Genomic DNA, 23,055 nt, shown 5'->3' on the forward strand with positions numbered 1-23,055 from the left:
ATCCAAAGCGCACGACCTGCGATCAGTAAAGCTGTCATAACAATGGCGTCCATTCTGGCTCTCCTGTCCCATGACAACCTGATGAAACCATATACACACTTAAAACAGCGTGAACATTTGCGAACATCGGCAACAAGAAACGGTTGCAACCGGCACGACAAATGCGACACGGCGCGAGAAGGACCTGCCAAACGGCGCAACGGCAGACGCGCCGCAACCGTCACGCTGCCTTGGAAAACAACCGGTAATATAGCCAATCCGGCAAAAACTGAGATCCACGAAAGAACAAAGAAAAGAACCAAGGGAAACTCTTTTTGAACCGATCGGTCGACATATGCTCGAACATCTCGCGGGCCGCCTCTTCGGGTTCCATGATGAAGGGCATCTCAAAATCATTCTGATCGGTCAGGCGGGTTTTCACAAAACCGGGATTCAGCAACTGCACCTCAATGCCGGATCCGCGCAAATCGGCCTCAATGGACTCCGCCAAGCTCATGACAGCAGCCTTTGACGCACCATAACCGATGGCGCCGGGCAGCCCACGAAAACCCGACAAGCTGCCGGTCAGCACGATATGCCCGGCGTCGCGCTCAACCATACCAGGCACAACACAGCCCAAGGCGCGTACAGTCCCGGTGAAATTCACATCGGCCATCGCCGCCGCTTTGTCCGCATCCCACGCGGTGGCCGCCATGGGCCAGTAAACGCCAGCCAGCATAACGATACCATCCAGTGGCCCCGATGCCTCGGCTGCCGCCTTGACCTGATCCATGTCCGAAATGTCGCAGGGTACCACATGCGTCTTTCCCGGCAGATCTTCCGCAAGAGCCTGCAAACTCTCTTCGTTGCGCGCGCTCAGAACCAGTTCGACCCCGGCCCGGCTCATATGCTCAGCCAGCGCACGCCCCAGACCTTCACTCGCCCCCACAAGCCAATAGCGCTTGCCCGACCATTCCCTCACACCGCATCCTTCCGCCGCATTGTCGCTACCAGTTCGGCCACTTTGATCCCGTATTTACGGAATTGGCTTTTGTTAATAATCGACCCGTTCTCGACCACATACATCCAGTCAACCGTATCCAGGACGTGGCCACCAGAGCTTTCCGGCAGTTTGATCCGGTATTTCAGCTGCACGGCGGATCCGCGCTGCATGCCGGTACCGGGTTCGACAAGATCGTCGGCATCGGCCTTGATCGCTCCGTCATTCCCAATCGTCAGACGCCACTCCCGGTTTTGGGTGGTCCCGCTATCATAGCGAAAATGCTCCTTCATGACGCCCACATTACCTTCCCAATGGGCCTCGAAATCCGCCACAAACCTGGATGCGACGCGGCCTGTGGGCCCATAGATGATGCCTTCACAGGTGATCGGCCCATTCAGATGCTCGCGTAGATCGATTTGGGTCGACCCATCGGCATAGTCCTCGGGCATCTGCGCGTCGAAGTCGAAATAGCGGAGTTTTGCGTATATGAGCGCGGCGGTGAGGGCGGCGCCTAGGAGAAGAAACAGGATCATGTCCATGGGTCAGCTCTCGTTCAAAGGGGTGGCGAGCAAAAGCGCGATAGCCACCAGTTTCAAGGCACAGGGAATACCTGCGTAGAGGATCGTCAAAAGCGTCAGTGCCGTGGCCGGGTTATCCGCGCCAGCTTCGAACCCGGCAAATTCCAGCGCTGGCAACAACAGCACCGCGGCAAAGGCCAACGTGAATTTCGAGACAAAGGCCCACAGACCAAACCCTTGCCCGCCCGTGGGAGAGATGGCTGCCATACGGCGTGCAAACAAGGCCGGCAGCAAAACCAGATCCGCACCGATGGTCGCCCCGGAGGCCACGCAGACGATGGCAAACAGCCACACGTCACCGGAACCCAGCGTGAGTGCAAAACCAAATGCAAGGATCGCGGTAACCATAGCTAGCAACAGGATCGGTTTTGATCCGAATTGCGCGGCGGCCCAGCTCCAAAACGGCGCTGAGATCGCTGCGGCCAGGAAAAACAGTAGCAAGAGCGGCCCCTCCCATCCCGGGGCATTCAGGCGGCTTTCCACAAAGAACAGAAACAGGGTCGAAGAGACAGCCAGTGGAATGGCGTTAACCAAAGCCAGCACCAACAACCGGCGCGCCATCTGATCGGACAGAATGACCCCAATCGGAGTGGGGTCGTCGGATTGGGTCGCCTGCCATTCCGGCATCATGCCGATCAAAGCCACTGCCGTTACGACCGCAAAAGCGACAGCAAAGACAGCGAAGGGTGCGTCGACAACGTCGGTCAAAACGGTCGGAGCCACCGCCGCAACGCAGATGCCCAGCAACGCACCCGCCTCCCGCCATCCGGCCAATTGAACATGGCCACCCGGCAATGTGCCTGCCTTTGCCACGCCCTGGGCATAAAACAGGATTGTCAGAAAACTGAAGGCAGAGAAAAGACCGGTGATCGTGATCCCAAACCACACGACGGGTCTGACCGGCGGGGCCACGGCAAAGAGACCCACCATGGACAGCGCCAGCAACACCGCACCTGCAGTGATCGCGGCCTTGCGGGTCGTTCCCAGGCGTTCGGCCAGCCAACCAAGAACTGGATCCTGAACCACGTCGAAAAGGCGCAGGCCAAACAGCACTGCGCCCAATGCTGTCAGGCTGACGCCATAAGTGTCGGCAAAGAATTTGGGGGCATAGATGTAGATGGGCAGTCCAGCCCCCGACAGCACAGCAGCGTAAAGGCTATAAGCCCAAAGCCGGTGCGGCGTCGGTGTTATTGTCGCGGTCATGGCCATCAACTGACCTCCCGCGCGGGCGGTTCCGGACGAGACCGGAATGGAGCCCCCTTCCACCAGAGCTTGATCGCCTGCCAGTGGATCAGCCCCAGGACCCGGCGCGATCCAAACGGCCTGCGCAGGCAAGCCGCAAGAATCGCGCCCGTGGTCAAACGGCGGCGGCGTCCCGTGAGTGTGGCGATTAGACCGCCGTTGCCCGCCGTGTAGTCGATCCAGATGCCGATTTTGTCATCGCGAATGTCAAACCGGAATGTGTACCCGCCTTCGACCGGTTGAAACGGGGAAACATGGAAGATTTTCACCGCCGTCAACGTATCCTCACGGAGGATAGGGCGGCCATCGGCGTGCCGACACAGGTAGGAATGTCGATCCCCAAACGTGTTGGACACCTCGGCGATCACTGCAATCAGATCATCAGCAACATAGCATAGCCAGAAACTGACCGGGTTGAACACGTGCCCCAGCACCCTTGGTTGCGCCATCAGCAGCAAACGGTCGGCTGCAATGTCATGGGCCTGCAACACATCGCGCGCCCAAGCGGCACCGCGCCCTTTGCCGGGGGGGCCACCATGGTCCCGATCCTGAACCGATGTCAGATTGGCCCGGTTGCGCGAAAATAGCCTTGGCCCTGTAATCCTGGCCTCCGGATCCAGCACAAGATAATCAACGGAATAGCGAAAGGCGTTTTCTACCGCCCCGCGCCGCCCGTGAAATGTCTGGCCCGCGATATGATCCAGCCTGCTCACTGCGCCGCCACGGCCATGTCGCTGGCAAATATGCCATCGATGACGTCAATTGCACTGGACAGACCGTCTTCGTGAAAGCCGTTTTTCATCCAGGCACCACAGAACCACGTGCGGTTCAGACCGTTTTGGCCGCCCAGCACTTTCTGCGCGTCCAACGCAGCGGCGTCGTAGACCGGATGGCGCAGCGTGCATTGATCATAGATGAGATCCTCACTGATACGACGCGTGCTGTTGAGCGTCACAAACATGGGATCATCATGTGGGATGTCCTGTAGCGAATTCAGCCAATAGGTCAGATCGATCCGGTCTGACCGCTTTCCCGCCTCTTCGGTATAATTCCAGGAGGACCAACACACCTTTCGATTTGGCATGACGCTGGTATCGGCATGCAGGACCACGTCATTGGGTTGATAGGCCACAGCGCCCAGATGCTTGGCCTCCGTCACGGACGGATCGGCCAGCATGCGCAATGTATCGTCGGAATGGGTGGCAAAAACGACCTCGTCAAAGAATTCAGGTGCGCCGCCCCAGGCCCTGACTTCAACCCCCACCGCCGATCGCCGCACTGATTGAACCGGTGCACCAAGGCGCAGGTCGACGCCCTGGGCCTCCATCGCAGCGCCCAGGCGAGAGACGTATTCGACGCTACCGCCTTGTACGGTCCACCATTGATGTTGGCCTGTGTAGTTGAGCAAAGCGTGGTTACGGAAGAAATCCACCATTGCCTTGGCTGGAAAATCAAGAATTTTTTCAACCGGGGTGGACCAGATCGCGCCGGAAAACGGGGTAAGGTAATAGTCGCGAAACCATGGCCCTAGTTTCAAAGCATCCATCAACTGCTGCACGGTCATGGTCGGATCCGTCGCCGTTGCCTCCGCATGTTTGTTGAATTTGAGGATGTCGTTGATCATGCGCCAAAAGGCGGGGCGCGCCAGGTTGCGACGCTGGGCGAAAATGGAATTGAGCGAGTTGAGCGCATATTCCACCCGGCCACCATCGATGGAGGCGGCAAAGCTCATGTTCGATTTTACAGTGGGAACGCCCAATTTGTGAAACAGCGCCGTCAGATATGGATAATTGGCGTGGTTGAAAACAAGGAACCCGGTATCGGCAGGTTGGTCACCCCGTTTGCCTGCCGTGATTGTGCGCGCATGCCCGCCTAGTCGCGGCTCAGCCTCGTACAGAACAACGGCATGACGCTCTGCCAACAGATGCGCGGCCCCCATACCGGATATGCCCCCGCCGATCACTGCGATACGCTTTTGGGGGAGACCAATATGTTCGTAGGGCATGACGCTGCACTTTCTTACTTCGCTTACCCAACAGTACGCGTGCGAGCGGGAAACGGATTAAGAACTATTCGTGATCCAATCCGGAAATCGCCTCGTAGAAGCGGTATGTTGACGGGAACGCCACAGTCAGAAGAATTCGGTGCAAAGGTGTCGCCGCCCCCTTATGTTACGAAGGGCGAGGACAACCAAACCGGGAGACACAGCGACGTGGCAGTCATTGCACTAAACGACGCACCTTGGGTGGATCATGTCCGCAGGATCCATGCAGACCGTGATCAACGGGCCTTTCGGGAGCTTTTCGATCACTTTGCCCCCCGCGTGAAGGCGTTTTTGATGAAGTCCGGCGCCTCAGAAGCGCTGGCCGAAGAATGTACGCAGGAGGTGATGGCCACGTTGTGGAACAAATCACACCTCTTTAATCCGGAGCGGGCGTCGGTGGCGACTTGGATCTTTACCATCGCCCGGAACCGGAAAATTGATGCGTTGCGTAAACAGCGACGCCCAGAACCTGAAGACCTGACATGGGGCCCAGAAGCGGAACCCGACCAGGCCGACGTGATGGTTCTGCAACAGGAATGCAGCAGGCTGTCGGCAGCGGTCAAATCCCTGCCCGACAAGCAACGGGAACTGATCGAGAGGGCGTTTTTCGGCGACCTCAGCCATAGTGAGATAGCAGCCGAGACGGGCCTGCCACTTGGAACAATTAAATCGAGGATACGGTTGGCGCTGGAACGGCTGCGCCGCGACATGAAGTGAGAGCAGATCAATGAGTGTGAGGCATCAAGTAACCGACGACGTTTTGACCGCCTATGCGACTGGCGACCTGCCCGAGGCGTTCAACCTCGTGGTAGCCAGCCACGTATCGCTGTGTGATGAAGCGCGGGTACGGCTTGAAACGATGGAAGCTTTGGGCGGCGCCGTTTTGGACGATTTGTCCGGCGAGAGTATGTCATATGGCAGTTTCGAAGCCACCATGCGCCTGATATCGGAACGGCCAAAAGAGGCAATCAAGGCCGAGGTCGTCCGAAAGTCGTGCGATGTTCTTCCCGGGCCATTGATGGATTACGTTGGCGGCAACCTTGACGACATAAACTGGCGTCCGCTTGGGATGGGAGCGAAGCAGGTGATCTTGAAATCGTCGCTCGAAGCCAATGTTCGCCTTCTCTATATACCGTCGGGCGCTGCGATGCCGGATCATGGCCATACCGGAATTGAGATGACGTTGGTCTTGCAAGGCGCGTTCATCGATGGAGATGAACGGTTTGCCCGCGGCGACATCGAGATCGCGAATGAAGAACTGGAGCATACACCAATCGCCGATATCGGCGAAGACTGTATCTGCCTGGCCGCAACGAACGCGCCCCTCAAATTCTCAGGCTTGCTGCCGCGCATTGCTCAACCTTTCCTGCGGATCTGAAAGATTGCACGCACGCACGCAAAAGCCGCCTTCGGGCGGCTTTTTCATGTCCAGTCAGGTTTTGAAAAGTCCAAACAAATGCGTGCCTACATCTTGGATCGGCCCAGGGTCCGTGCCGCCGATCAAAAGAAAGCCATGGGTCTGCGTGGACCAACCCGCCGTGCGTAACCCCGACAGTTCAGACATCTGTAAATCTGCCTGGGCCAGACCGTCGTTGGGGCGGTAAATGCAAAACGCAATCGGTGTACCATCGGGCGCGCTGAACGCGATCTGTACCAATGGCGCATCCCGGAACCCAAGGACCTGTGCCCGTTTCAAGGTCAATTCAGGCAATGCAGACAAGGCGCCCTGTTCCAGATCCAAATCAATCAGGGCGGCCGCCACTTTGAACTGTTCCGTCAACGCATCGGGGCTGGGCGTGATGGCCGCAACCGTCGCTGGCACGTACAGCATCTGATAGGCCGCTACCTGTTCCTGCCAATCCGCAGCCTTGGAAGGTGTTGTTGCGAACCAGCCGTAAAGACAAAGCCCAACCAGCAAGCCAACAAATGACGCAGCCACCAGCGACAGTTTTCCAAAAACCGGAAACGCGCCCGGCGCAGATTGCCCGACAACATGCGCCCGATCCATAATACCCGCCAACCGCGATGGATCAGGCAACGCCGCAAAGGCCTGACGCACCCGATCCGCCATCGGATCAAGCGCAAGCAGACGGGCCTCAAGCGCACTGTCCCCGATCACCGCCGCCTCGATATCCGCCGACTGCTGGGCTGTGACCTCGCCCGCCAGGTATGATCGCAGCACATCGTCCGTATATGTCATCGCGTTCTCGCTTCCACGGGTCGCTCGGATGTCTCTTTCGCCAGATCAGCCAGCTTGCGCCGGGCCGTCGCCAGTCGGCTCATCACCGTGCCGATGGGAATATCCAGGATCCCGGCCGCCTCGCGATATCCGAACCCTTCGACATAGACCAGCAAGACCGTCTCCCGTTGCGCCTCCGGCAATTGCATCACCTGGGAAAACACCTGGGCGGCAAAAATATGCGTTTCGATCTCGGGTTGCATGTCACACAGCAGATTTTCGGGTGTCACATCCAAGGATTGCGTGATCCGGATCTTCTGCGCGCGCAACTGGTTTAGCCAGATCGACCGGCAGATCGTCAGCAACCAAGCCGTCAGGTTGGTGCCCACCCGGAACTGACCAGCTTTCTCAATGGCACGCAAGCACGTACTTTGCGTCAAATCGTCGGCAACGGTGGCATCGCCGCTCAGCGCAAGGGCAAACCGCCAGATGCTGCCAAGGTTGTCCGGCAACCCCGAACGCACGTCCTGCGAGATTTTTTTGGGTGTCTTCACCGAATAATGCTCTACCGCCCCGTGTTCACGAATTAGCTTAGGTCATTCAAGGCCAGGCACCAACAGCATGGGAGGACAGCAATGTTCAAGACATTCACCGCCACAATGATTGCAATCACATTGGGGGCTGCAGCACAGGCGGAAACATGGACCCTGGATGGCGGCAACTCGCACCTGGCCTTCGGGTCGATCAAGAAAGACGAGCTTGGCGAGGTTCATACTTTTAACGGTCTGTCCGGGACCGTTTCGGAAGAGGGCAATGTCGCGGTCGAGATTGATCTGACATCCGTCGAAACCAATATCGACATTCGCAATGAACGCATGATCGAACATGTCTTCAAGGATGCGGCCACTGCCACGCTCTCTGCCGAGATCGAGATGGACGCGCTGAACGCTCTCCCCGTCGGCGGCATGACCACTATCGAGGTGTTCGGATCGCTTTCGCTGGTAGGCACCGAGCTTGACGTCGATACCGAGATGTTCGTGGTGCGGCTGTCTGAAAGTCAGGTGATGGTCACAACCAATGACATCGTCTTTCTGAATGCCATTGATGCTGGCATCAATGAAGGTGTGACCAAGCTGATGGAACTGGCCGAATTGCCCAGCATCACCCGCACCTCACCGGTAACAATGCGCCTGATCTTTACGACAGATGACCAAAAGGCGGAGGCTGCGCCGATCACTCAAAAAGATCGGACTTGATCCCATAGCTTATGATTGCGCCCCGCCTCGTCCTTTGTGCGGCGGCGGGGCGATCGTTCGCCTTATGATGCTTGGCTGAAGCGGCCTTGAGCCCCTCGCAGGGTTGGCCCCGTTTAACCTTAAATCACCGGGTTAGTTCAGGCGCCGCAACAGCTCTGGCGATGGGTCGCCCGTGACCGGTAATCCCTGGCTTGCCTGATAGGCACTGATGGCCTTGCGGCTATTGGGGCCGATCACCCCATCGGCGCCATCCGTATCAAATCCCTTTGCCGTCAGCCCCTTTTGCAATGCGATCCGGTCATCCTTGGTCATGCCGTATTCATCTGGCGGAAAGCTGGCCCGCAATGGCCCCGCCCCGCCGATCCGATCCGACAGATGCCCGACCCCGATCGCATAGGAATCCGAGTTGTTATACCGTTTGATCGCCCTGAAATTGGCCGTCACGGCGAAACGCGGTCCACCCGCTTGGGGCTGCAGGATGCTGCCACCGCTGACCGTCCCGGCTTCGCCGCCCCAGGCGAGGCCGCGCCGCCATCCATTGCGCGACAGATAGGCCGCGGTCGAGGCGAGCGCATCGCTGGGATCATTTGACCAGATATCGCGCCGTCCATCGCCGGTGAAATCCACGGCGAATGATTGATAAGATGTGGGGATAAACTGGGTGTGCCCCATGGCCCCCGCCCAGCTGCCGGTCATGCGCGACGCGGTGATATCGCCCCGTTGGATGATCTTGAGCGCGGCCACCAACTGCTTTTCAAAGAACGCACCGCGGCGGCCATCATAGGCCAGGGTCGACGTGGCGGAGATCACGGGAACATCTCCCTTGCGCTCGCCGTAAAAGCTCTCCAATCCCCAGATCGCGGTGATGATCTTGGCATCGACGCCATATTGCGCCTCCAGCGCCGCAAGAGTGGACCGGTGGCGGGCAAAGGCGGCCCGCCCCTTGCGCACCCGCTCATCCGAGGCGGCGATCGACAGATAGTCTTCCAGACTGCGTTTGAACTCGGTCTGATTGCGGTCACGCTTGACGACACCGGGCAGGTATCCCGCATTGCGAAACCCATCCGCCAGGGTTGCCTCGCTGATCCCCTGGCCCCGGGCGCGGCCTCGAAACGCTGTGACCCAGGCGTCATAGCCCGCATTCGGTACAGGGCGCAGGTCTGCGGCCAGTCTCGTTGGGGTATCGGGCCCCGCAAGGCCAAGGCCCTGTGGCCCGCTACAGGCGGACAGGCCCAGGGTCGCCAGGCCCAAACCAAAATGACGTCGTGTGATGCTCATGACACTGCCGATTATGCTGTTGTTATTGGCGCCATCCTATCGAATTGCCACCATCACGCAACGCGTGACACGTCATAGACGCAAGGGATCAGACCGGTGGCAATAACCCGCGATCCGTGAACAGGCCGCGCAGATACTCTTCCTCGGATCGCAGTGAGACAAGCTCGGATGGTGCCATTCCACCGGCATGGGCCAAGGCCGCCACCCGACCCTGCCCGTTGAATTGGGTATCGGGCACAGTTTGCGCAATCTCATCTTCATAGGCCGCGGCCCCAGGAATGATCGCCCAGCCGTCCTGCCGCAACGCAGCCACCAGATCCGAAATGAACAAGGCGGCCAGATCATTCTCGTGCAACAGTAAAACATGACGTGGCGACCGGCCAATTGCATGGCAGGCGATCTGATCATGAAAGGCGATCTCGGCCATCAGCACATTGATATAAGTCTGTCGCAGGACATCCATGTCAATCACATGACCCGCGCCCACAGCTTCGGCAAACAGTGCCTCCATATACCAGTCATAGTTATCGACCGTGACATAGGCGTTGGTCAAACCACGCGCCGTCAGGCCGGTCCGTACCGCCAATCGTTTGTCCCGCGTGTCGCCTTCATCAAGGTAGGGATAGCGATAGAACGGTAGGACACGGTCAAATCCGGCCAATTCTTCAGTGGCCCGGTCGATATCGGCCAGATAGGCACCAGGGTCGCTATCGCGCAGCCACATATGGGTGTGCGAATGGTTGGCAAGATCATGCCCGGCCGTTGTGTATGCGCGCAGCCGGGCGGCGCCGTCCGTTTGCCCGGCGATATTGCCGGTCATCACAAAGAAGATCGCACCGGTTGCACCGGACCGGTTCAACCCATCGATCAAGGCCTGCGTCCGCGCAATCCCGGTGAAACGGGGGCCGTCACCGCGTGGCGCATCGTCAAAGGTCAGCGCAATCTGCCGGTTTTCGGTGTCAGCCCGGGCGATCCACGGTGCGCTCGAAACCGCCGCGGCGCTCAACCCGGATGCCAGCATGGCGCGACGTGAAAGAGGGCGCTTAGGAAATGACATTGCAACTCCGATATTGCAGTGACATTGACGATCCGGCTTGGCCGTTACGGTCTCTTAACGCAGCAATCGATCTTTCTCAGCCAGGCTTGTTCTGTCAAATGAAGGGATCGGCGCAATCGCGCCTAGGGCCGGTCCACTTCCGTCAGTCCCAGCTTTTCGATCCGCGAGTAAAGCGTTGTCGGCTGGATCCCGAACAAGGCTGCCGCTCCATCATACCCCACACCCGCCTCCGGGTCTGACGCGGGCAAGCAATCCGTTGGCCGCGCGTTCAGCAACTGATCCTGCATCTCCAGCGGGACCTTCGTCACCTCGTCCAGAAACGGGGTACCACCATGGGCCAGCGCCAACTTGCCCGGCTCGTCGCGGCCCAGCAGATTCTCAGTTGTCCAACTCATCATCTCTTGGGCTGCGCGGTTCGCGAAGATGATCTGGCCATCGGCATTCACACCATAAATCCCACAGCCAGCTAGATCATCGCCTCCTCGGTGATGCGCGCTCTCGCCTCCAACAGGTGCGGAGGTCAGACCAACATTCCGCGTCCAGGCCCTGCGGCGATGCACAGCCTCATCCAAGGCCACAATCGTTTACGGCAGGACGACCCCCAGAAACCGCACAAACGGCGTTCCGGTCAGGTCATCCGTGCCTAGCCAACCTTGCGGGTCGAAATTCGCGGCTCGCTCGCAAAGGCCACCGCCAAAAAAGGCCACCGCGATCCTTACAGAGAGCCGGACCCAGGTCTGGGATTGGACAGTCCCAACCGATCCTTGCGTCCACCGCCTGTATGAGATCGTGGGTGTCTACGGCCCGACCATAAAGCCGTTCCTCACCCGACAGACCCATCCCGGCCTGACTGAACTGAGCCCCTAAAAGTTTAGGGTTGGACCCGTTTAGTGACGGACGGCAGGCTGGCCCGGCTGGCATAGGTGCGCAGCACATGCGCATCGTAAAGCGGCATCGCCATAACCTCACTGCCGATCACGATGGTCGCCGGTGACAGATAACGGATCGCGGGCGTGCCCGCCCGGCAGTTATCGCCCACTTTCAAACCCCGGCTGATGTCACAAATCTGGATCAGCCCCTGGGACAGCATATTTTCGGTCAGCGGATCGTAACGCGATCCGGGGCCCGCCCCTGCACAATTCACAACAAATCCTGTCTCGTGGACGGTTTCACCCCCGACCGCATCGGCGATACGCACGCGGGCCCCGTCGCTCAAATGCTCAATCGCCGTCACCAAACCAGGCATGACCCGCACCTGATCCGCGGCCACCAGCCTGCGCATATCCAGGATCGTGTCCCGTGTGCCACCGCGCAACCAGAACCGCAGCTTGGCCGGAATGCGGCGCGCCTGCTGTTCATCGGCCACATACTGGGTCAGCGGATGGGCTAGGAAATGCGCGCGAAACCCGGCCCGGATCTCGCGCATCTCATCGCCCGCCCGCTTGGCCAATTCGATCTCGCGCCAGACCTCGGCCAGAAAGCTCTCTGCCGTCTCATGGCCCGCAGAAAAGCGGGGCGCTGTCAGTTTGCGCGGCAAGCGCGGGATCAGTGGCTCGGGGATTTCCCCATCGGGCGCACAGGCCACGAACCGAAGCTGCGCATCCGGGATCAGGCTTTGGCACAAACGCAGCACATCCAGCATGGCCGCATTACCGCCGATACAGAAAATCTCGGCACCCGCTTTGATCTGTTCGGCAATGCGCTCCTCCTGGCCAAAGACGGTCGGGGCGCTGAACCTTCCGTCATCGCCATCGATCCGCAGGGTCGAGGGGCCACCCGGTGCCACATCGACCGAGCGTGCGTGGATCTTTTGGCCGATTTGAGTCGATACCCTCACCCCGTCTGCGGTGACGTCCAAACCCGTGGCGCGGTCATCCACGAACGCAACCTGCACGCCGCGGCGCCGCAGCCCATCCACCGTCGCCTCTGCCTGTTCCCGCATGAAGTCACCGTAAAATTCGCGTGGCGCATTCACGCCAAAGATGTCCCCTGCCGCCACCAGCGGCTTGGCGGCATTCATCCAATTGGGCGCCCGGCCCGTCATCGTCTCCTCGACCGTGCTCCACCTGTCAGACAACCAGCGGGCAAAGGCCGGGTCGATGTCATCCGCCGGGGAATTCAGCAAATAGGCATAGCGCCAAGCCGTGCCCGGATCACCCTTGCCATAAGCCACCCCTCGCCCCAATTCCGAGGCTTGGCCGCCCAATACCACAAGTGCATCGCCGGGTTTCAAAGCGCAATTCTCGACAAAGGCGAGCGCGGTTATACCATCCCCCACGACCAAATGCTCAACCACGCGGACCTCTTCGGAGGAGGGCTCGTTCATAAATACACCACCATTTGCATAGCCCGACCTGTCGATGCCAAGATGGATCAAAGATCATCGGGATCAGGTTGCAGATTTGCCTCGTCCCGGATCAGAGGCAAGCCTGATGAACAGGTCAAGCAGATGCACCATGTCGCAGTTTGGTTGTTGCGGTTTCGTCCAAGCGCCGCGCGGTGCGTATGTATCGGATATGCATGGAATGTGCATGGGTTGTGCATCCCTGCTGCACATCGTTTTGCCTCTATCTCCGGACAGCGTCGCGAAGCACCTGTTCAACCCGCGCAAGGCCCTTGTCGTTGTCGAACTTGGCCTCGGCGGTGGCCCGTGCGACGGCTGAAAGATCGCCCCGATTGCGCTGTTGCAAAGCGTCCCTGATTGCATCGGAAAATCCGATTTCATCATGTTCATCAACAAGATAGCCGTTCACCCCGTCTTCAACAGCTTCCGGGATGCCCGCATGCCGGGTCGTGATCGTGATGCACCCACAGGCCAACGCCTCCTGGATGGCCGTCGGCAACCCTTCGGTATTTCCGTCCCTGGCAGTGACGGAATGCTGCAAAAAGAACTCGGCCTGCTGCAACTTTGCTCTCACCACATCATGTGGTTTCGCACCATGAAAAACGACCTGACCCGCAACATCTAGATCCTCAGCCAGCGCGCGACAATGCGCCAAAAGCGGCCCGTCACCAATAAATTCCAGCCGCGCCGCCGGGAAACCCCGCACCGCCTGCGCAAAGGCTTTCAGCGTCACATCGGGCGCTTTTTTCTCGATGAAACGACCAACTGCCAGAAATGTCTCACTTTTCTTGGGCTCCGGTGTAAATCGCCTGATATCCACCCCCGATGGCACGACATGGGCGTTGGGATGGGGCGGCACGCCATGGCGCACAAGATTATCCAGCAAAAACTGACTGACCGAAAAGACCCCCGTCAGCCGCGGCATCATCTGCGCATAGGCCGCCGCGATCCGTGCGCGCCGCACATGTTTCGAGGCATCGGTGCCGCGGAAATACGTAAAGATCGGTATGTCGATGTCATTGGCAAGCGGCGCAAGAGCCAAGGCTTGCGTACCAAATTCTGCAAGTACGACTTTAACTTGCTGGTCGCGGAGAAACGAGATCAGCTCTGACCTGCGGCGCCCAAACGGTGCCCGCGCCGTGCCATGACGCATGCGATTCAGCAACATCGCCCCCGGCGCCCGCACCTTATCCGCCAAAGACAGCGGATCGCGCCGCACAAAGATTTCCCGCCCAATCGGATCATGCCCCCCATACCGACCGGTCACCACACAAGTCTCACCACCAAACAGATCCGCGATATGACGGTTTATAAATGTCTCCCCTGGAACGTGATAATCCCCTGTGACAATTGCGGTTTTCACGATTGCGCTTGCCCAAGACACTGGTCGTATACGGCGCAGACGAGATCAAGGTGACGTTGTAGCCCGTATCTGTCCGCCACCGCATCCACGACCTGTTGACGGATTTCCGACCGTGGTGGCCACTCGCCCAGCAGGTCAAGCGTGGCCGCGGCGAATGCTGCGGGATCAGCCGGTGGCACCAGACGACCTGTTGGGTGATCCGCGACGATTTCGGGGTAACCTCCTTCGTCACTGGCCACCAAACCCAAGCCAAACAACAGCGCTTCGATCGCGGTGCGGCTCAAGGCTTCATGTCGACTTGGAGCGAGCAAGACATCGCATCCGGTCAACCACTCCTCCATCGGGTAGCGCAGACCAAGATGCACGCATCGTTCCGCCAATCCAGCTTTGGCAATAGCCGCAAAAACGGCATCGGCCTGGGGCGGCCGCGCCTCACCAAACATAACAAAGCCGACATCGGGCCGGGCCTTTGCCATCAATGCCGCCGCTGCGACGAATGTCATTGGATCCTTGCGATCGTCAAGATTGGCAACATAGGCCACCAGTGGCCCGTCGACCTGAAAACCGACTGCATCCAGCACACGCTGACGAGCGGCAGAGCGATCGATGTCAGCCGGCGCAAGGAAAGGGTTCAGAACGACCTTGGTTCGGTTCCGGCTGCGCTCCGGCAGACTGTCACGGGTAAAGTCGGAGACTGTGAGGATGGCCGCCGAACGGTCCGAATACTCGTTCATTTTGGCGGATTGTTTTGGCGTGCGTTGATGCCAGATATGAGGAATTTCAGCCTTTGGACAGGCAATGGCATAGCTCAGATGCATCCTACGGTCATGGCTGTGGACCAGATCGATTTCATGATCAGATAGCCAACTGGCCAGACGGCGACCTGTTGACCAGATCCGCAACGGCTGCGTCCACGCCGGGATCATACGCGGATAATCAACGGTGGGCAATTCGACAGGCGCCACACCGATCTGACCCAGATAGTCATCTAGCAGCCCGTGCATGTGCACACCCACGACCGGAACAAACCTATCCGCGGGTAGATGACGGGCAAGAAATAGCGAAGAAATATGGCTCCCGCCGACACTATCGCCAATATAGGGAAACAAAATGCGGCGCGGCTCACCCAAGGACCGTCTCCAAATCGGGGATGCCTGCACTGTCGGGAATGCTTGTATTGCGTTGCATGGCTTCCATGACAGATGGGCGTCGATAGTGGGCTTTCATGGCATCCAACGACACTCCATCAGGTGTGGGGGATCCGTAGACGACACCTTGATCTACAAAACCGTAATTGTCGTAAGTTGGAGTATCCAGAGCGCCAACATGAATGACCGGCGTACCTGTCAAAAGAACTTTCAATTGGACCGCAGAGTTGCCGCAAACCACCAAATCGCAGCTATCGCAGAAATCCTCAAGCGTTTCGCCCGGAGGAGCGATGTCCAGCCACGGGTATTGACTTGGATCACCATCGATTGTGGCGCGACGGGGATGGAGACGAAATCTGATCCGGTCAATGCTAAGGTACTCTCGCAGCGTCTCTACCCTGCCCAACAGATCAGGTTCGGGGATGGCGTTGACCGCCATGCCCCACACTCCGCCATCCCGGCTCAGGTCAATCGCACGCGGAGGACATGTCAGAAGGCGGCCCAAAATTAACTGATGATCCTTGACGGCACTTAGGCCCGCCTCGGATCGAAGGGCGGCATGGGTCCAGCCAAGGGCAGGTGGTGCCTGAAGGTTGTTGTCATACTGGTAAAGCATCAGTTGGTTTCCCGCCAAACTGGCGCCAGTTGCCATGGCAATGCGCCGTGGGGACATATCTGCAAGGATGACGACCATGGTATCTGGACCAGATCGCAACCCCCATTTCGCCACTAGACTGGCAATGACAAAAGCCCAATCGCGCTGATCCAGCTTGCGACCACGGCTACGCAAAGAGACAAGAAGACAGAGGGCCCGAAAACCTAGGCGCATCCGACGAATACCCCATATGACATCAGCCTGAATGCCACAGGGGGACCAAGTCTCTACACCGATATGCTTAAGCTCGCCCACCAGTTGAGCCGCCTTTGATCCTGGTGTCACCTTTTCGCTCAACAAGAACCGCCTGGCGCCAACACGAACTGGCATATCCTTAAGTAACGGCATGATCGCATCCAGATCGGCCCAGATCCCCCGCCGCGGTCCGTCCCGAAACGGGTGACGAACCTTGTGGGGTTGGGCACGTCGTCTCCGACTGGCTTTTATACCGGCAAGCAAAAAGGAGGCGCGTTTCTGAATAGATATCTCAGCCATAATGCCGTCCTAAAAACGATACCTTGGCCATAAAGTCCACCGCGCTTGCACTCCTGAACATGGCAGGCCAAAACCAACCATGGTTAAGGAGTGAGCCATGTTCGAAAATAAGACCATCCTGGTAACGGGCGGGACCGGCTCATTCGGGCACTCTTTTGTGCCGCTGACACTGAAACGCCACAACCCGGCGAAGGTGATCATCTATTCCCGCGACGAGATGAAGCAATGGGAAATGGCCAAGCTGTTCCAGGATGATCCGCGTGTGCGCTTTTTCATTGGCGATGTGCGAGACCGTGATCGGTTATACAGAGCATTTGACGGGGTTGACTATGTGGTGCATGCCGCCGCCACAAAGATCGTTCCCACGGCCGAGTACAATCCTTTTGAGTGCATCAAGACCAACGTCAATGGCGCGATGAATGTGATCGATGCCGCCATCGACAAAGGGGTAACAGGCGTTGTCGCCTTGTCCACTGACAAGGCCAGCAGCCCCGTGAACCTTTATGGGGCGTCCAAGCTGGCATCGGACAAGTTGTTTGTCGCGGGCAATGCTTATGCGGGCAAACAGGACACCAAGTTTTCGGTGGTGCGCTACGGCAATGTCATGGGCTCGCGTGGTTCGGTCATTCCGTTTTTCCTATCCATCAAAGACACAGGCGTTTTGCCGATCACGGATCCCAGGATGACCCGGTTCATGATCTCCCTCGAACAGGGGGTAGAGTTGGTATGGCACGCATTTGGCGACATGCAGGGCGGTGAGGTCTACGTGAAGAAGATCCCGTCGATGAAACTGACTGACATTGCGCGTGTGATTGCACCGGATGCCGAGCAAAAGATTGTGGGCGTTCGTCCAGGCGAAAAGATCCATGAACAGATGGTCGGATTGGAAGATGCGCCCTATACGTTCGAGTATGACGAACATTTCAAGATCCTGCCCAACATCAACGGCTGGGAACGTGACAGTGCACGGATCAAGGATGGACGGAGAGTAAGGCCTGACTTTGTCTATTCCAGCGACAACAATTCGGACTGGATGGATGATTGCGCATTGGCGGAGTGGATCGCCGCAAACACCGATCGCATCGGGGCGGTTTGAGGAGCCAGGCAACCGCGGCTTTGGCTAACAATTTGTTTTTCCAAGGAAGAGGCACCTGAACGTGACATCCCCTCGCCAGATCCCCTACGGTCGACAAGATATCTCGGACAGCGATCTGGCGGCGGTTGAGGCCGTTCTGAAATCAGATTTTCTGACCCAAGGACCTGTTCTTCCGCGGTTCGAAGCAGCGGTGGCGGATTACGTTGGTGCGGCCCATGGGGTGGCTGTAAACTCAGCAACATCCGCTTTGCATGTCGCGGTGGCAGCGCTGGGGTTGGGGCCCGGTGATCTTTTGTGGACATCGCCCATCACCTTTGTCGCGTCCGCCAACTGCGCCAGGTATTGTGGGGCAGATGTGGATTTCGTGGATATAGATCCAAACACGTTCAACATGTGCCCGGATGCATTGGAACGCAGACTTGCACAGGCCCAAACGGCGGGGCGTCTGCCAAAGGTGATCGTACCGGTTCACATGGGGGGGCAATCTCCGGCGGCGGACAGGATCGCAGCATTAGCGCGGGCCCATGGGGTGGCAATTGTCGAAGATGCCAGCCATTCGATCGGTGCCAGCTACCGCGGCCAACCGGTCGGAAATTGTGCGCGTTCTGATATTACAGTTTTCAGTTTTCATCCGGTCAAGATAATCACATCCGCCGAAGGGGGTATGGCGACTTGCAATGACCCGGATCTGGCTGCGCGCATGGCCTTATTGCGCAGCCACGGCGTGACGCGGGACCCCGCACTGATGTCCGGCGAGAGCGACGGTCCCTGGTATTATCAACAGGTCGATCTGGGCTGGAATTACCGGATGACCGAAATGCAGGCCGCACTCGGGCTGAGCCAGATGAGCCGGCTTGACGATTTCGTCGCACGTCGACGCGAACTGGCGGATAGATATGACAGGCTGTTATCGGATCTGCCTCTGAAACGTCCCGGCCGCCAGGAGGGCGCGCAATCCTCTTGGCATCTCTACGTGATCAGATTGGATGACGTGGCTCGGCATCGTACGGTGTTCGAGATGTTGCGGCAGGACAGTATCGGCGTGAACCTCCATTATATTCCGGTCCATACCCAACCCTATTACCGTGATCTCGGCTTCAACGACGGGGATTTTCCCGCATCGGAAGATTACTATGCCAGGGCGATCTCGATCCCCCTTTATCCGGGGATGACAGATGCGGATCAGGAGACGGTTGTCGAAAGCCTGACGCGGGCGTTGGTTCCATCGGTATAGGACCAGACAGGCCATAACGTCCACGGATCAGCCATGAAGGGATGTAAATGAAGTATTGGCCTGCCCTGCATATGCTCTGGATCACGATAGAGCAGAGATGCCGAGCAGGCCGAAATGTGATGGGTCTTAATGTTGTTCTTGCTAAAAATCCTGAACGCGAACGTTGTCAGGCATCACTGCCAATCCCCACCCACTTGAACAAACGTTGGTTTTGCCTGCATAGGAAAATCACGCGGCCACTTTCAAAGCCTGACAAATCTGGTCGATATGACGATGATCGGTTCCACAGCATCCCCCGACCACTGACAGATGCGGGATCAGTTCGGACAGACTGCTATAGAGTTCGCCTAACTCGGTCGGATTGCCATCATCCAGGTGGTCCGCCTCTTGCAATTGAGCGTGGGACAGACGCGATGCATTGGCCCGGATGCCGCGGATGCGCTCCATCCAGGGTGCCGTTGGGTTCAACGCATCGGCGAAATGGTCGGGATGGGCGCAATTTATCATGTAATAGGCGGGCGCGTTCCGTGTCTGGGCGTCCACCTCCTCAATGGCCTCTCCAATAGCCTGCCCACTGGGCAATCGCGCGTCCGTTTCAACCGTAAAACTGATCACGCAAGGAACATCCGCCAGATGCGCGGCTTGGGCGACACCAATCGCCTCGGGCACGTTTGTCATCGTGATGGCGGAAACCAGATCGACCCTTGCATGGGCGAAGATATCCACCTGAAATTGGTGGTAGTCCTGCGCCTCGACGACCGTTGCCACCTCACCTGCAAGATAGCCGTCCCCGCGGGGACCGATCACGCCATTGATCAACACGTGCTGCGTATCAGCCTGAGCGGTACGAAAGGCATACAAAAATTCGACCGCGTTCCGGTTGATCTTGGCCAGGGCAGCCTCTGAATAACCCAGCGCATCGCCCCAATCCAGATTGGCGCGCCATGTTGGGGTATCCGAGATGAAACCCATGCCATGACCAGAAGCTGTGTTAAGATATGGCAGAAAATAGTCACCCAGGATCGCGCGTCCCTCGGCGGTGGCGATCAGTTCAAATGACGCAAACGAGCGCAAGACAATCTCACGCTGATAAATCAACCACGTCTCCAGCCCCCCATCGGTCAGGAAGGTGCGATCACCTTGGTGTGGCAGTAGCTTTGGTAACATCTGCGTCATGTAACGCTCCGACTCGTGTAATACGGGCGTGTTGCCCCCGGAGCGTGTGAACGACCATTGCAATCGCCGTTGTAATCCCACGATCCGGCGTTGTAGCCGTTAACTTTTAAGCCGGGGTTAGCTAATTATGCATATTTCCCTGTTTGGAGAGATTGCTGTACACAGTGGTGACACAGCTTTGACATTGCCATCTTCGCGAAAGGCGCGTGCTTTGCTGGGCTATTTGGCTGCCACGGCGCGACCCACCCGACGGGAGCGACTATGCGAACTATTTTGGGAATTGCCCGACGATCCGCGAGGATCGCTTCGCTGGGCGCTGAGCAAAATCCGGGAAGTGGTCAACGCAGACGGGACGAGCCGGGTTGAGGCTGACCGTGAGCGCGTACTCCTGGCCAATCGCCAGGTCAGTGTGGACATCGTCGATATTCGCAGACGGTTGCGGGACGATCCATGCACACTCACCCCAGGCCCCCTGCGCGAGATGGCCGACACACTCGCACGACCGTTCCTAGAGGGTTTGGATGCCGCTGGGGGTGATGATTTTCAGCTCTGGCTTGGCGGCGAACGCGAAGATGCCAATCTGCTTTATCTCAACGTGCTGCGTCAGCTCGCTGTGCACCCGCAGATCGACCAGATCGAAGCGCTCAAATGGGCGCGTCTTTGGCAGCAGGCCGCCCCTTTTCAAGAGGAGGCTGCACGTCAATTCATCAAATTGTTGACCATGGCGGGCCGCTTTGAAGAAGCAGAACGCACCGCGCAGGCGTTCGAACAGGCAGCACAGGACGCCGGGCTGATGATTTCTGCGCCGATCCGGCCCGACCGGCAAGCAGAGACACCCGCCCCCGTCGCAGCTGCGCCCGAAAGCGCCAATAAACGCAACCTGCGCAACCAGTCGATCGGCTTTTGCCGTGCCGGAGATGGCACCCGCATAGCCTATGCCACCGTTGGACAGGGACCACCGCTGATCAAGGCCGCGAATTGGCTAAACCATTTGGAATTGGATTGGGGCAGCCCGATCTGGGGGCCGACATTTTCGGCCTGTGCCAATGGTCGCACCTTTATCCGCTATGATGAGCGTGGCAATGGCCTGTCAGATTGGGAGGTGCCCGAGATCACTTTTGAGGCTTTTGTGCGCGATCTTGAAACCGTGGTGGATGCCCTTGGGCTTGACCGGTTTCCACTACTGGGGATCAGTCAGGGTTGCGCCGTCTCGGTCGAATATGCGGCACGGCATCCTGATCGGGTCAGCGGGCTGATCCTGGTCGGCGGTTATGCCACCGGATGGCGCATCGGTGCATCCCAGGAAGAACGCGCGCGCAGGGATGCCGTGCTGACATTGACGGAACATGGCTGGGGCACCAGCAATCCCGCCTATCGACACATTTTTTCCCGAACCTTCATGCCTGATGCCGATCCCGCAGACTTGGCTTGGTTTGACGAATTTCAGCGGCAAACGACCTCCCCTCAAAACGCCGTGCAGTTTCAAAAAGCATTCGGGGACATTGATGTGCGCGACAGCCTTGGAAAGGTGCGCGCACCGACAATCGTGTTCCATGGTCGCGGCGACCAGCGGATCGCGATGGAGCAAGGCAGAGATCTGGCAAATGCAATCCCCGGGGCACAGTTCGTCCCGCTGGAAAGCCGGAATCATATCCTTTTGGGGCACGAACCGGCCTGGACTGTCTGCCACAAGCGGGCCATCGCATTCCTGCGCAAGCACGGCATCTGAAGCCTGGCCCTCATGGGATGCCGTGCGGCGTTCAGTCGTGGCTTAAGAGCACTTCGGCATCGCGGGTCAGATTCGCGCGGGTCCATTCCAGAAACTCCGACGTAGAGACCGTATCAGGCGTGGCGGCATCCTGAACGAACCAATAGCCGAACTGCGATGTCAAATTATGTGCAAACGGCGCGACCAGCCGGCCCGAGCGAATGTCATGGGCCACAAGAGCGGACCGACCTAATGCGACGCCGTTTCCGGCCACGGCAGCCTCGATCATTGTGGCATCTTCGTCGAAAAACAGCGTTGTGGGTTCCGGACCGGGCTGTAGGTCGGATAGCTGAAACCAGTCACCCCAGCCTTCCGGATTATCGCATTGCAACAGCGTCAGCCTGGCCAGGGCGTCGGGTGCGGTTATGTCAAGACGCGCGGCAAGATCGGGCGACATGACCGGCGTCACCATTTCGTTGGTCAGATGCAGACAACGCAAATTTGGCCATTTCCCCAACCCATAGCGCAAGGCCGCATCAACGCCATCGCGCTCGAAATCGACGAAATCGCGAGAAGCCGTGACCCGAAGGTCGGTGTCGCGCACCTCTTTGAGCATGTCGGCCAGATGTGGAGCGAGCCATTTGCTGGCGAGCGCAGGCAACATGCTGATCGTGAGGGAGCGGGGGGCGGGCTTGCGCTGGATCTCTTCGATCGCGCTTTCGAGGATGCGGCGGCTGCCGCGGGCGGCTTCGGCCAGCGCTTCGGCTTCGGGGGTTGCCCGCAACTTGCGCCCGTTCCGGACAAAAAGCTTGCGATCCAGACCTTCTTCCAGATCGCTTAGTCGGTGACTGATGGCGGCTTGCGTGATCCCCAACTCTTGCGCTGCCAGTGTTGCCTTACCCAGTCGTACCGTCGCTTCAAGCGCAGCCAGGGCCTTTGTCGATGGCAGCCTTATATTCAAGTTTCTCATATGAATATTAGTAAATCGAATTTTGCACCTGCGTAAAGGCACAGTAACGTAATTGAGAGCGTCGCAGCACACACGCCACAACTATCCGGGGATTTCCTTCTGGAAATCGACCGTTAAGGAGTAGGAACACAGGTTGATCGGGGCCACGCCCCAACCCTTATGCGATAAGGCGTCGATTGACCGATACTGATGCCGCCCAGCGATGGCGCTAGTATACATTAGGGTTCTTAAACTTTTCGGCATTTTCCCG

At 58.2% G+C, this 23,055-nt stretch carries 24 protein-coding genes; 7 read left to right on the top strand and 17 right to left on the bottom strand.

Annotated features, from left to right (window positions below; genetic code table 11):
- Nucleotides 1–220: 220 nt before the first annotated feature.
- From IU397_RS13305 to IU397_RS13325, 5 genes are read right to left on the bottom strand one after another with little or no spacing between them, the layout of a single operon-like run.
- The gene (locus tag IU397_RS13305) at nucleotides 221–961 is read right to left on the bottom strand and encodes an SDR family NAD(P)-dependent oxidoreductase (RefSeq protein WP_204414329.1); all 741 of its coding nucleotides are present in this window, start codon (nucleotides 959–961) and stop codon (nucleotides 221–223) included.
- Complete coding sequence (locus tag IU397_RS13310) at nucleotides 958–1,521, bottom strand: DUF3833 family protein (RefSeq protein ID WP_204414336.1); 564 nt, start codon at nucleotides 1,519–1,521, stop codon at nucleotides 958–960. The genes IU397_RS13305 and IU397_RS13310 overlap by 4 nt, the downstream gene beginning before the upstream one ends.
- A gap of 3 nt (nucleotides 1,522–1,524) precedes the next feature.
- Entirely contained in the window at nucleotides 1,525–2,763 is a 1,239-nt protein-coding gene (locus IU397_RS13315) for an MFS transporter (protein WP_204414592.1), read from the bottom strand.
- Nucleotides 2,764–2,768: 5 nt separating this feature from the next.
- Entirely contained in the window at nucleotides 2,769–3,515 is a 747-nt protein-coding gene (locus tag IU397_RS13320) for a DUF1365 domain-containing protein (RefSeq protein WP_204414338.1), read from the bottom strand.
- Nucleotides 3,512–4,807 carry an NAD(P)/FAD-dependent oxidoreductase gene (locus IU397_RS13325; protein ID WP_204414340.1) on the bottom strand — a complete coding sequence of 432 codons (1,296 nt, stop codon included), beginning with the start codon at nucleotides 4,805–4,807 and terminating at the stop codon, nucleotides 3,512–3,514. The genes IU397_RS13320 and IU397_RS13325 overlap by 4 nt, the downstream gene beginning before the upstream one ends.
- Before the next feature lie 105 nt (nucleotides 4,808–4,912).
- Between IU397_RS13325 and IU397_RS13330 the strand changes: the two genes are divergently transcribed.
- On the top strand, nucleotides 4,913–5,563 hold the full coding sequence (locus IU397_RS13330) for a sigma-70 family RNA polymerase sigma factor (RefSeq protein WP_204414594.1): 651 nt from the start codon (nucleotides 4,913–4,915) through the stop codon (nucleotides 5,561–5,563).
- Nucleotides 5,564–5,573: 10 nt separating this feature from the next.
- Nucleotides 5,574–6,224 carry a ChrR family anti-sigma-E factor gene (locus tag IU397_RS13335; RefSeq protein ID WP_204414342.1) on the top strand — a complete coding sequence of 217 codons (651 nt, stop codon included), beginning with the start codon at nucleotides 5,574–5,576 and terminating at the stop codon, nucleotides 6,222–6,224.
- Nucleotides 6,225–6,278: 54 nt separating this feature from the next.
- Here IU397_RS13335 and IU397_RS13340 read toward each other — a convergent pair whose 3' ends face one another.
- Both IU397_RS13340 and IU397_RS13345 read right to left on the bottom strand, forming a co-directional pair.
- On the bottom strand, nucleotides 6,279–7,046 hold the full coding sequence (locus IU397_RS13340) for a hypothetical protein (RefSeq protein ID WP_204414344.1): 768 nt from the start codon (nucleotides 7,044–7,046) through the stop codon (nucleotides 6,279–6,281).
- Nucleotides 7,043–7,579: an RNA polymerase sigma factor gene (locus tag IU397_RS13345; RefSeq protein ID WP_370541686.1), complete on the bottom strand. Its 537-nt coding sequence runs from the start codon at nucleotides 7,577–7,579 to the stop codon at nucleotides 7,043–7,045. The genes IU397_RS13340 and IU397_RS13345 overlap by 4 nt, the downstream gene beginning before the upstream one ends.
- 81 nt (nucleotides 7,580–7,660) lie before the next feature.
- On the opposite strand from IU397_RS13345, the gene IU397_RS13350 reads away from it, so the two are divergent.
- Nucleotides 7,661–8,281: a YceI family protein gene (locus IU397_RS13350; RefSeq protein ID WP_204414346.1), complete on the top strand. Its 621-nt coding sequence runs from the start codon at nucleotides 7,661–7,663 to the stop codon at nucleotides 8,279–8,281.
- Between the two features lie 132 nt (nucleotides 8,282–8,413).
- On the opposite strand, the gene IU397_RS13355 is transcribed toward IU397_RS13350, so the two are convergent.
- The 4 genes from IU397_RS13355 to IU397_RS23915 all read right to left on the bottom strand — a co-directional run bounded on the left by IU397_RS13355 (nucleotide 8,414) and on the right by IU397_RS23915 (nucleotide 11,323).
- Complete coding sequence (locus tag IU397_RS13355; protein ID WP_204414348.1) at nucleotides 8,414–9,559, bottom strand: lytic murein transglycosylase; 1,146 nt, start codon at nucleotides 9,557–9,559, stop codon at nucleotides 8,414–8,416.
- Between the two features lie 88 nt (nucleotides 9,560–9,647).
- The gene (locus tag IU397_RS13360; RefSeq protein ID WP_204414355.1) at nucleotides 9,648–10,616 is read right to left on the bottom strand and encodes a polysaccharide deacetylase family protein; all 969 of its coding nucleotides are present in this window, start codon (nucleotides 10,614–10,616) and stop codon (nucleotides 9,648–9,650) included.
- A 122-nt stretch (nucleotides 10,617–10,738) separates the two neighbouring features.
- Complete coding sequence (locus IU397_RS23635; RefSeq protein WP_370541687.1) at nucleotides 10,739–11,194, bottom strand: PAS domain-containing protein; 456 nt, start codon at nucleotides 11,192–11,194, stop codon at nucleotides 10,739–10,741.
- A gap of 6 nt (nucleotides 11,195–11,200) precedes the next feature.
- A complete protein-coding gene (locus IU397_RS23915; RefSeq protein ID WP_370541694.1) occupies nucleotides 11,201–11,323 on the bottom strand; it encodes a hypothetical protein in 123 nt (40 codons plus the stop codon).
- 4 nt (nucleotides 11,324–11,327) lie between these two features.
- Here IU397_RS23915 and IU397_RS23920 point away from each other — a divergent pair, with 4 nt between their 5' ends.
- On the top strand, nucleotides 11,328–11,483 hold the full coding sequence (locus IU397_RS23920) for a hypothetical protein (protein WP_370541692.1): 156 nt from the start codon (nucleotides 11,328–11,330) through the stop codon (nucleotides 11,481–11,483).
- Nucleotides 11,484–11,487: 4 nt separating this feature from the next.
- On the opposite strand, the gene IU397_RS13375 is transcribed toward IU397_RS23920, so the two are convergent.
- The 4 genes from IU397_RS13375 to IU397_RS13390 all read right to left on the bottom strand — a co-directional run bounded on the left by IU397_RS13375 (nucleotide 11,488) and on the right by IU397_RS13390 (nucleotide 16,621).
- Nucleotides 11,488–12,942 carry an FAD/NAD(P)-binding protein gene (locus IU397_RS13375; RefSeq protein WP_204414357.1) on the bottom strand — a complete coding sequence of 485 codons (1,455 nt, stop codon included), beginning with the start codon at nucleotides 12,940–12,942 and terminating at the stop codon, nucleotides 11,488–11,490.
- Nucleotides 12,943–13,183: 241 nt separating this feature from the next.
- Complete coding sequence (locus tag IU397_RS13380; protein ID WP_204414359.1) at nucleotides 13,184–14,323, bottom strand: glycosyltransferase; 1,140 nt, start codon at nucleotides 14,321–14,323, stop codon at nucleotides 13,184–13,186.
- Nucleotides 14,320–15,483 carry a glycosyltransferase family 4 protein gene (locus IU397_RS13385; protein ID WP_370541688.1) on the bottom strand — a complete coding sequence of 388 codons (1,164 nt, stop codon included), beginning with the start codon at nucleotides 15,481–15,483 and terminating at the stop codon, nucleotides 14,320–14,322. Before IU397_RS13385 ends, IU397_RS13380 begins: the two co-directional genes overlap by 4 nt.
- A complete protein-coding gene (locus IU397_RS13390; protein ID WP_204414363.1) occupies nucleotides 15,446–16,621 on the bottom strand; it encodes a hypothetical protein in 1,176 nt (391 codons plus the stop codon). Before IU397_RS13390 ends, IU397_RS13385 begins: the two co-directional genes overlap by 38 nt.
- Before the next feature lie 97 nt (nucleotides 16,622–16,718).
- Here IU397_RS13390 and pseB point away from each other — a divergent pair, with 97 nt between their 5' ends.
- On the top strand, nucleotides 16,719–17,717 hold the full coding sequence (pseB, locus tag IU397_RS13395) for a UDP-N-acetylglucosamine 4,6-dehydratase (inverting) (protein WP_204414371.1): 999 nt from the start codon (nucleotides 16,719–16,721) through the stop codon (nucleotides 17,715–17,717).
- Between the two features lie 61 nt (nucleotides 17,718–17,778).
- Nucleotides 17,779–18,951 carry a UDP-4-amino-4,6-dideoxy-N-acetyl-beta-L-altrosamine transaminase gene (pseC, locus tag IU397_RS13400; protein WP_370541689.1) on the top strand — a complete coding sequence of 391 codons (1,173 nt, stop codon included), beginning with the start codon at nucleotides 17,779–17,781 and terminating at the stop codon, nucleotides 18,949–18,951.
- A gap of 228 nt (nucleotides 18,952–19,179) precedes the next feature.
- Here the strand turns inward: pseC and IU397_RS13405 are convergent, their stop codons facing one another.
- Entirely contained in the window at nucleotides 19,180–20,127 is a 948-nt protein-coding gene (locus IU397_RS13405) for a homocysteine S-methyltransferase family protein (RefSeq protein ID WP_239479782.1), read from the bottom strand.
- A 127-nt stretch (nucleotides 20,128–20,254) separates the two neighbouring features.
- Here IU397_RS13405 and IU397_RS13410 point away from each other — a divergent pair, with 127 nt between their 5' ends.
- Nucleotides 20,255–21,856 carry an alpha/beta hydrolase gene (locus tag IU397_RS13410; RefSeq protein WP_204414381.1) on the top strand — a complete coding sequence of 534 codons (1,602 nt, stop codon included), beginning with the start codon at nucleotides 20,255–20,257 and terminating at the stop codon, nucleotides 21,854–21,856.
- 31 nt (nucleotides 21,857–21,887) lie between these two features.
- On the opposite strand, the gene IU397_RS13415 is transcribed toward IU397_RS13410, so the two are convergent.
- Nucleotides 21,888–22,796 carry a LysR substrate-binding domain-containing protein gene (locus IU397_RS13415; RefSeq protein ID WP_204414383.1) on the bottom strand — a complete coding sequence of 303 codons (909 nt, stop codon included), beginning with the start codon at nucleotides 22,794–22,796 and terminating at the stop codon, nucleotides 21,888–21,890.
- Nucleotides 22,797–23,055: the final 259 nt, after the last annotated feature.

This window comes from Actibacterium sp. 188UL27-1, assembly GCF_016901225.1.
GTDB lineage: Bacteria > Pseudomonadota > Alphaproteobacteria > Rhodobacterales > Rhodobacteraceae > 188UL27-1.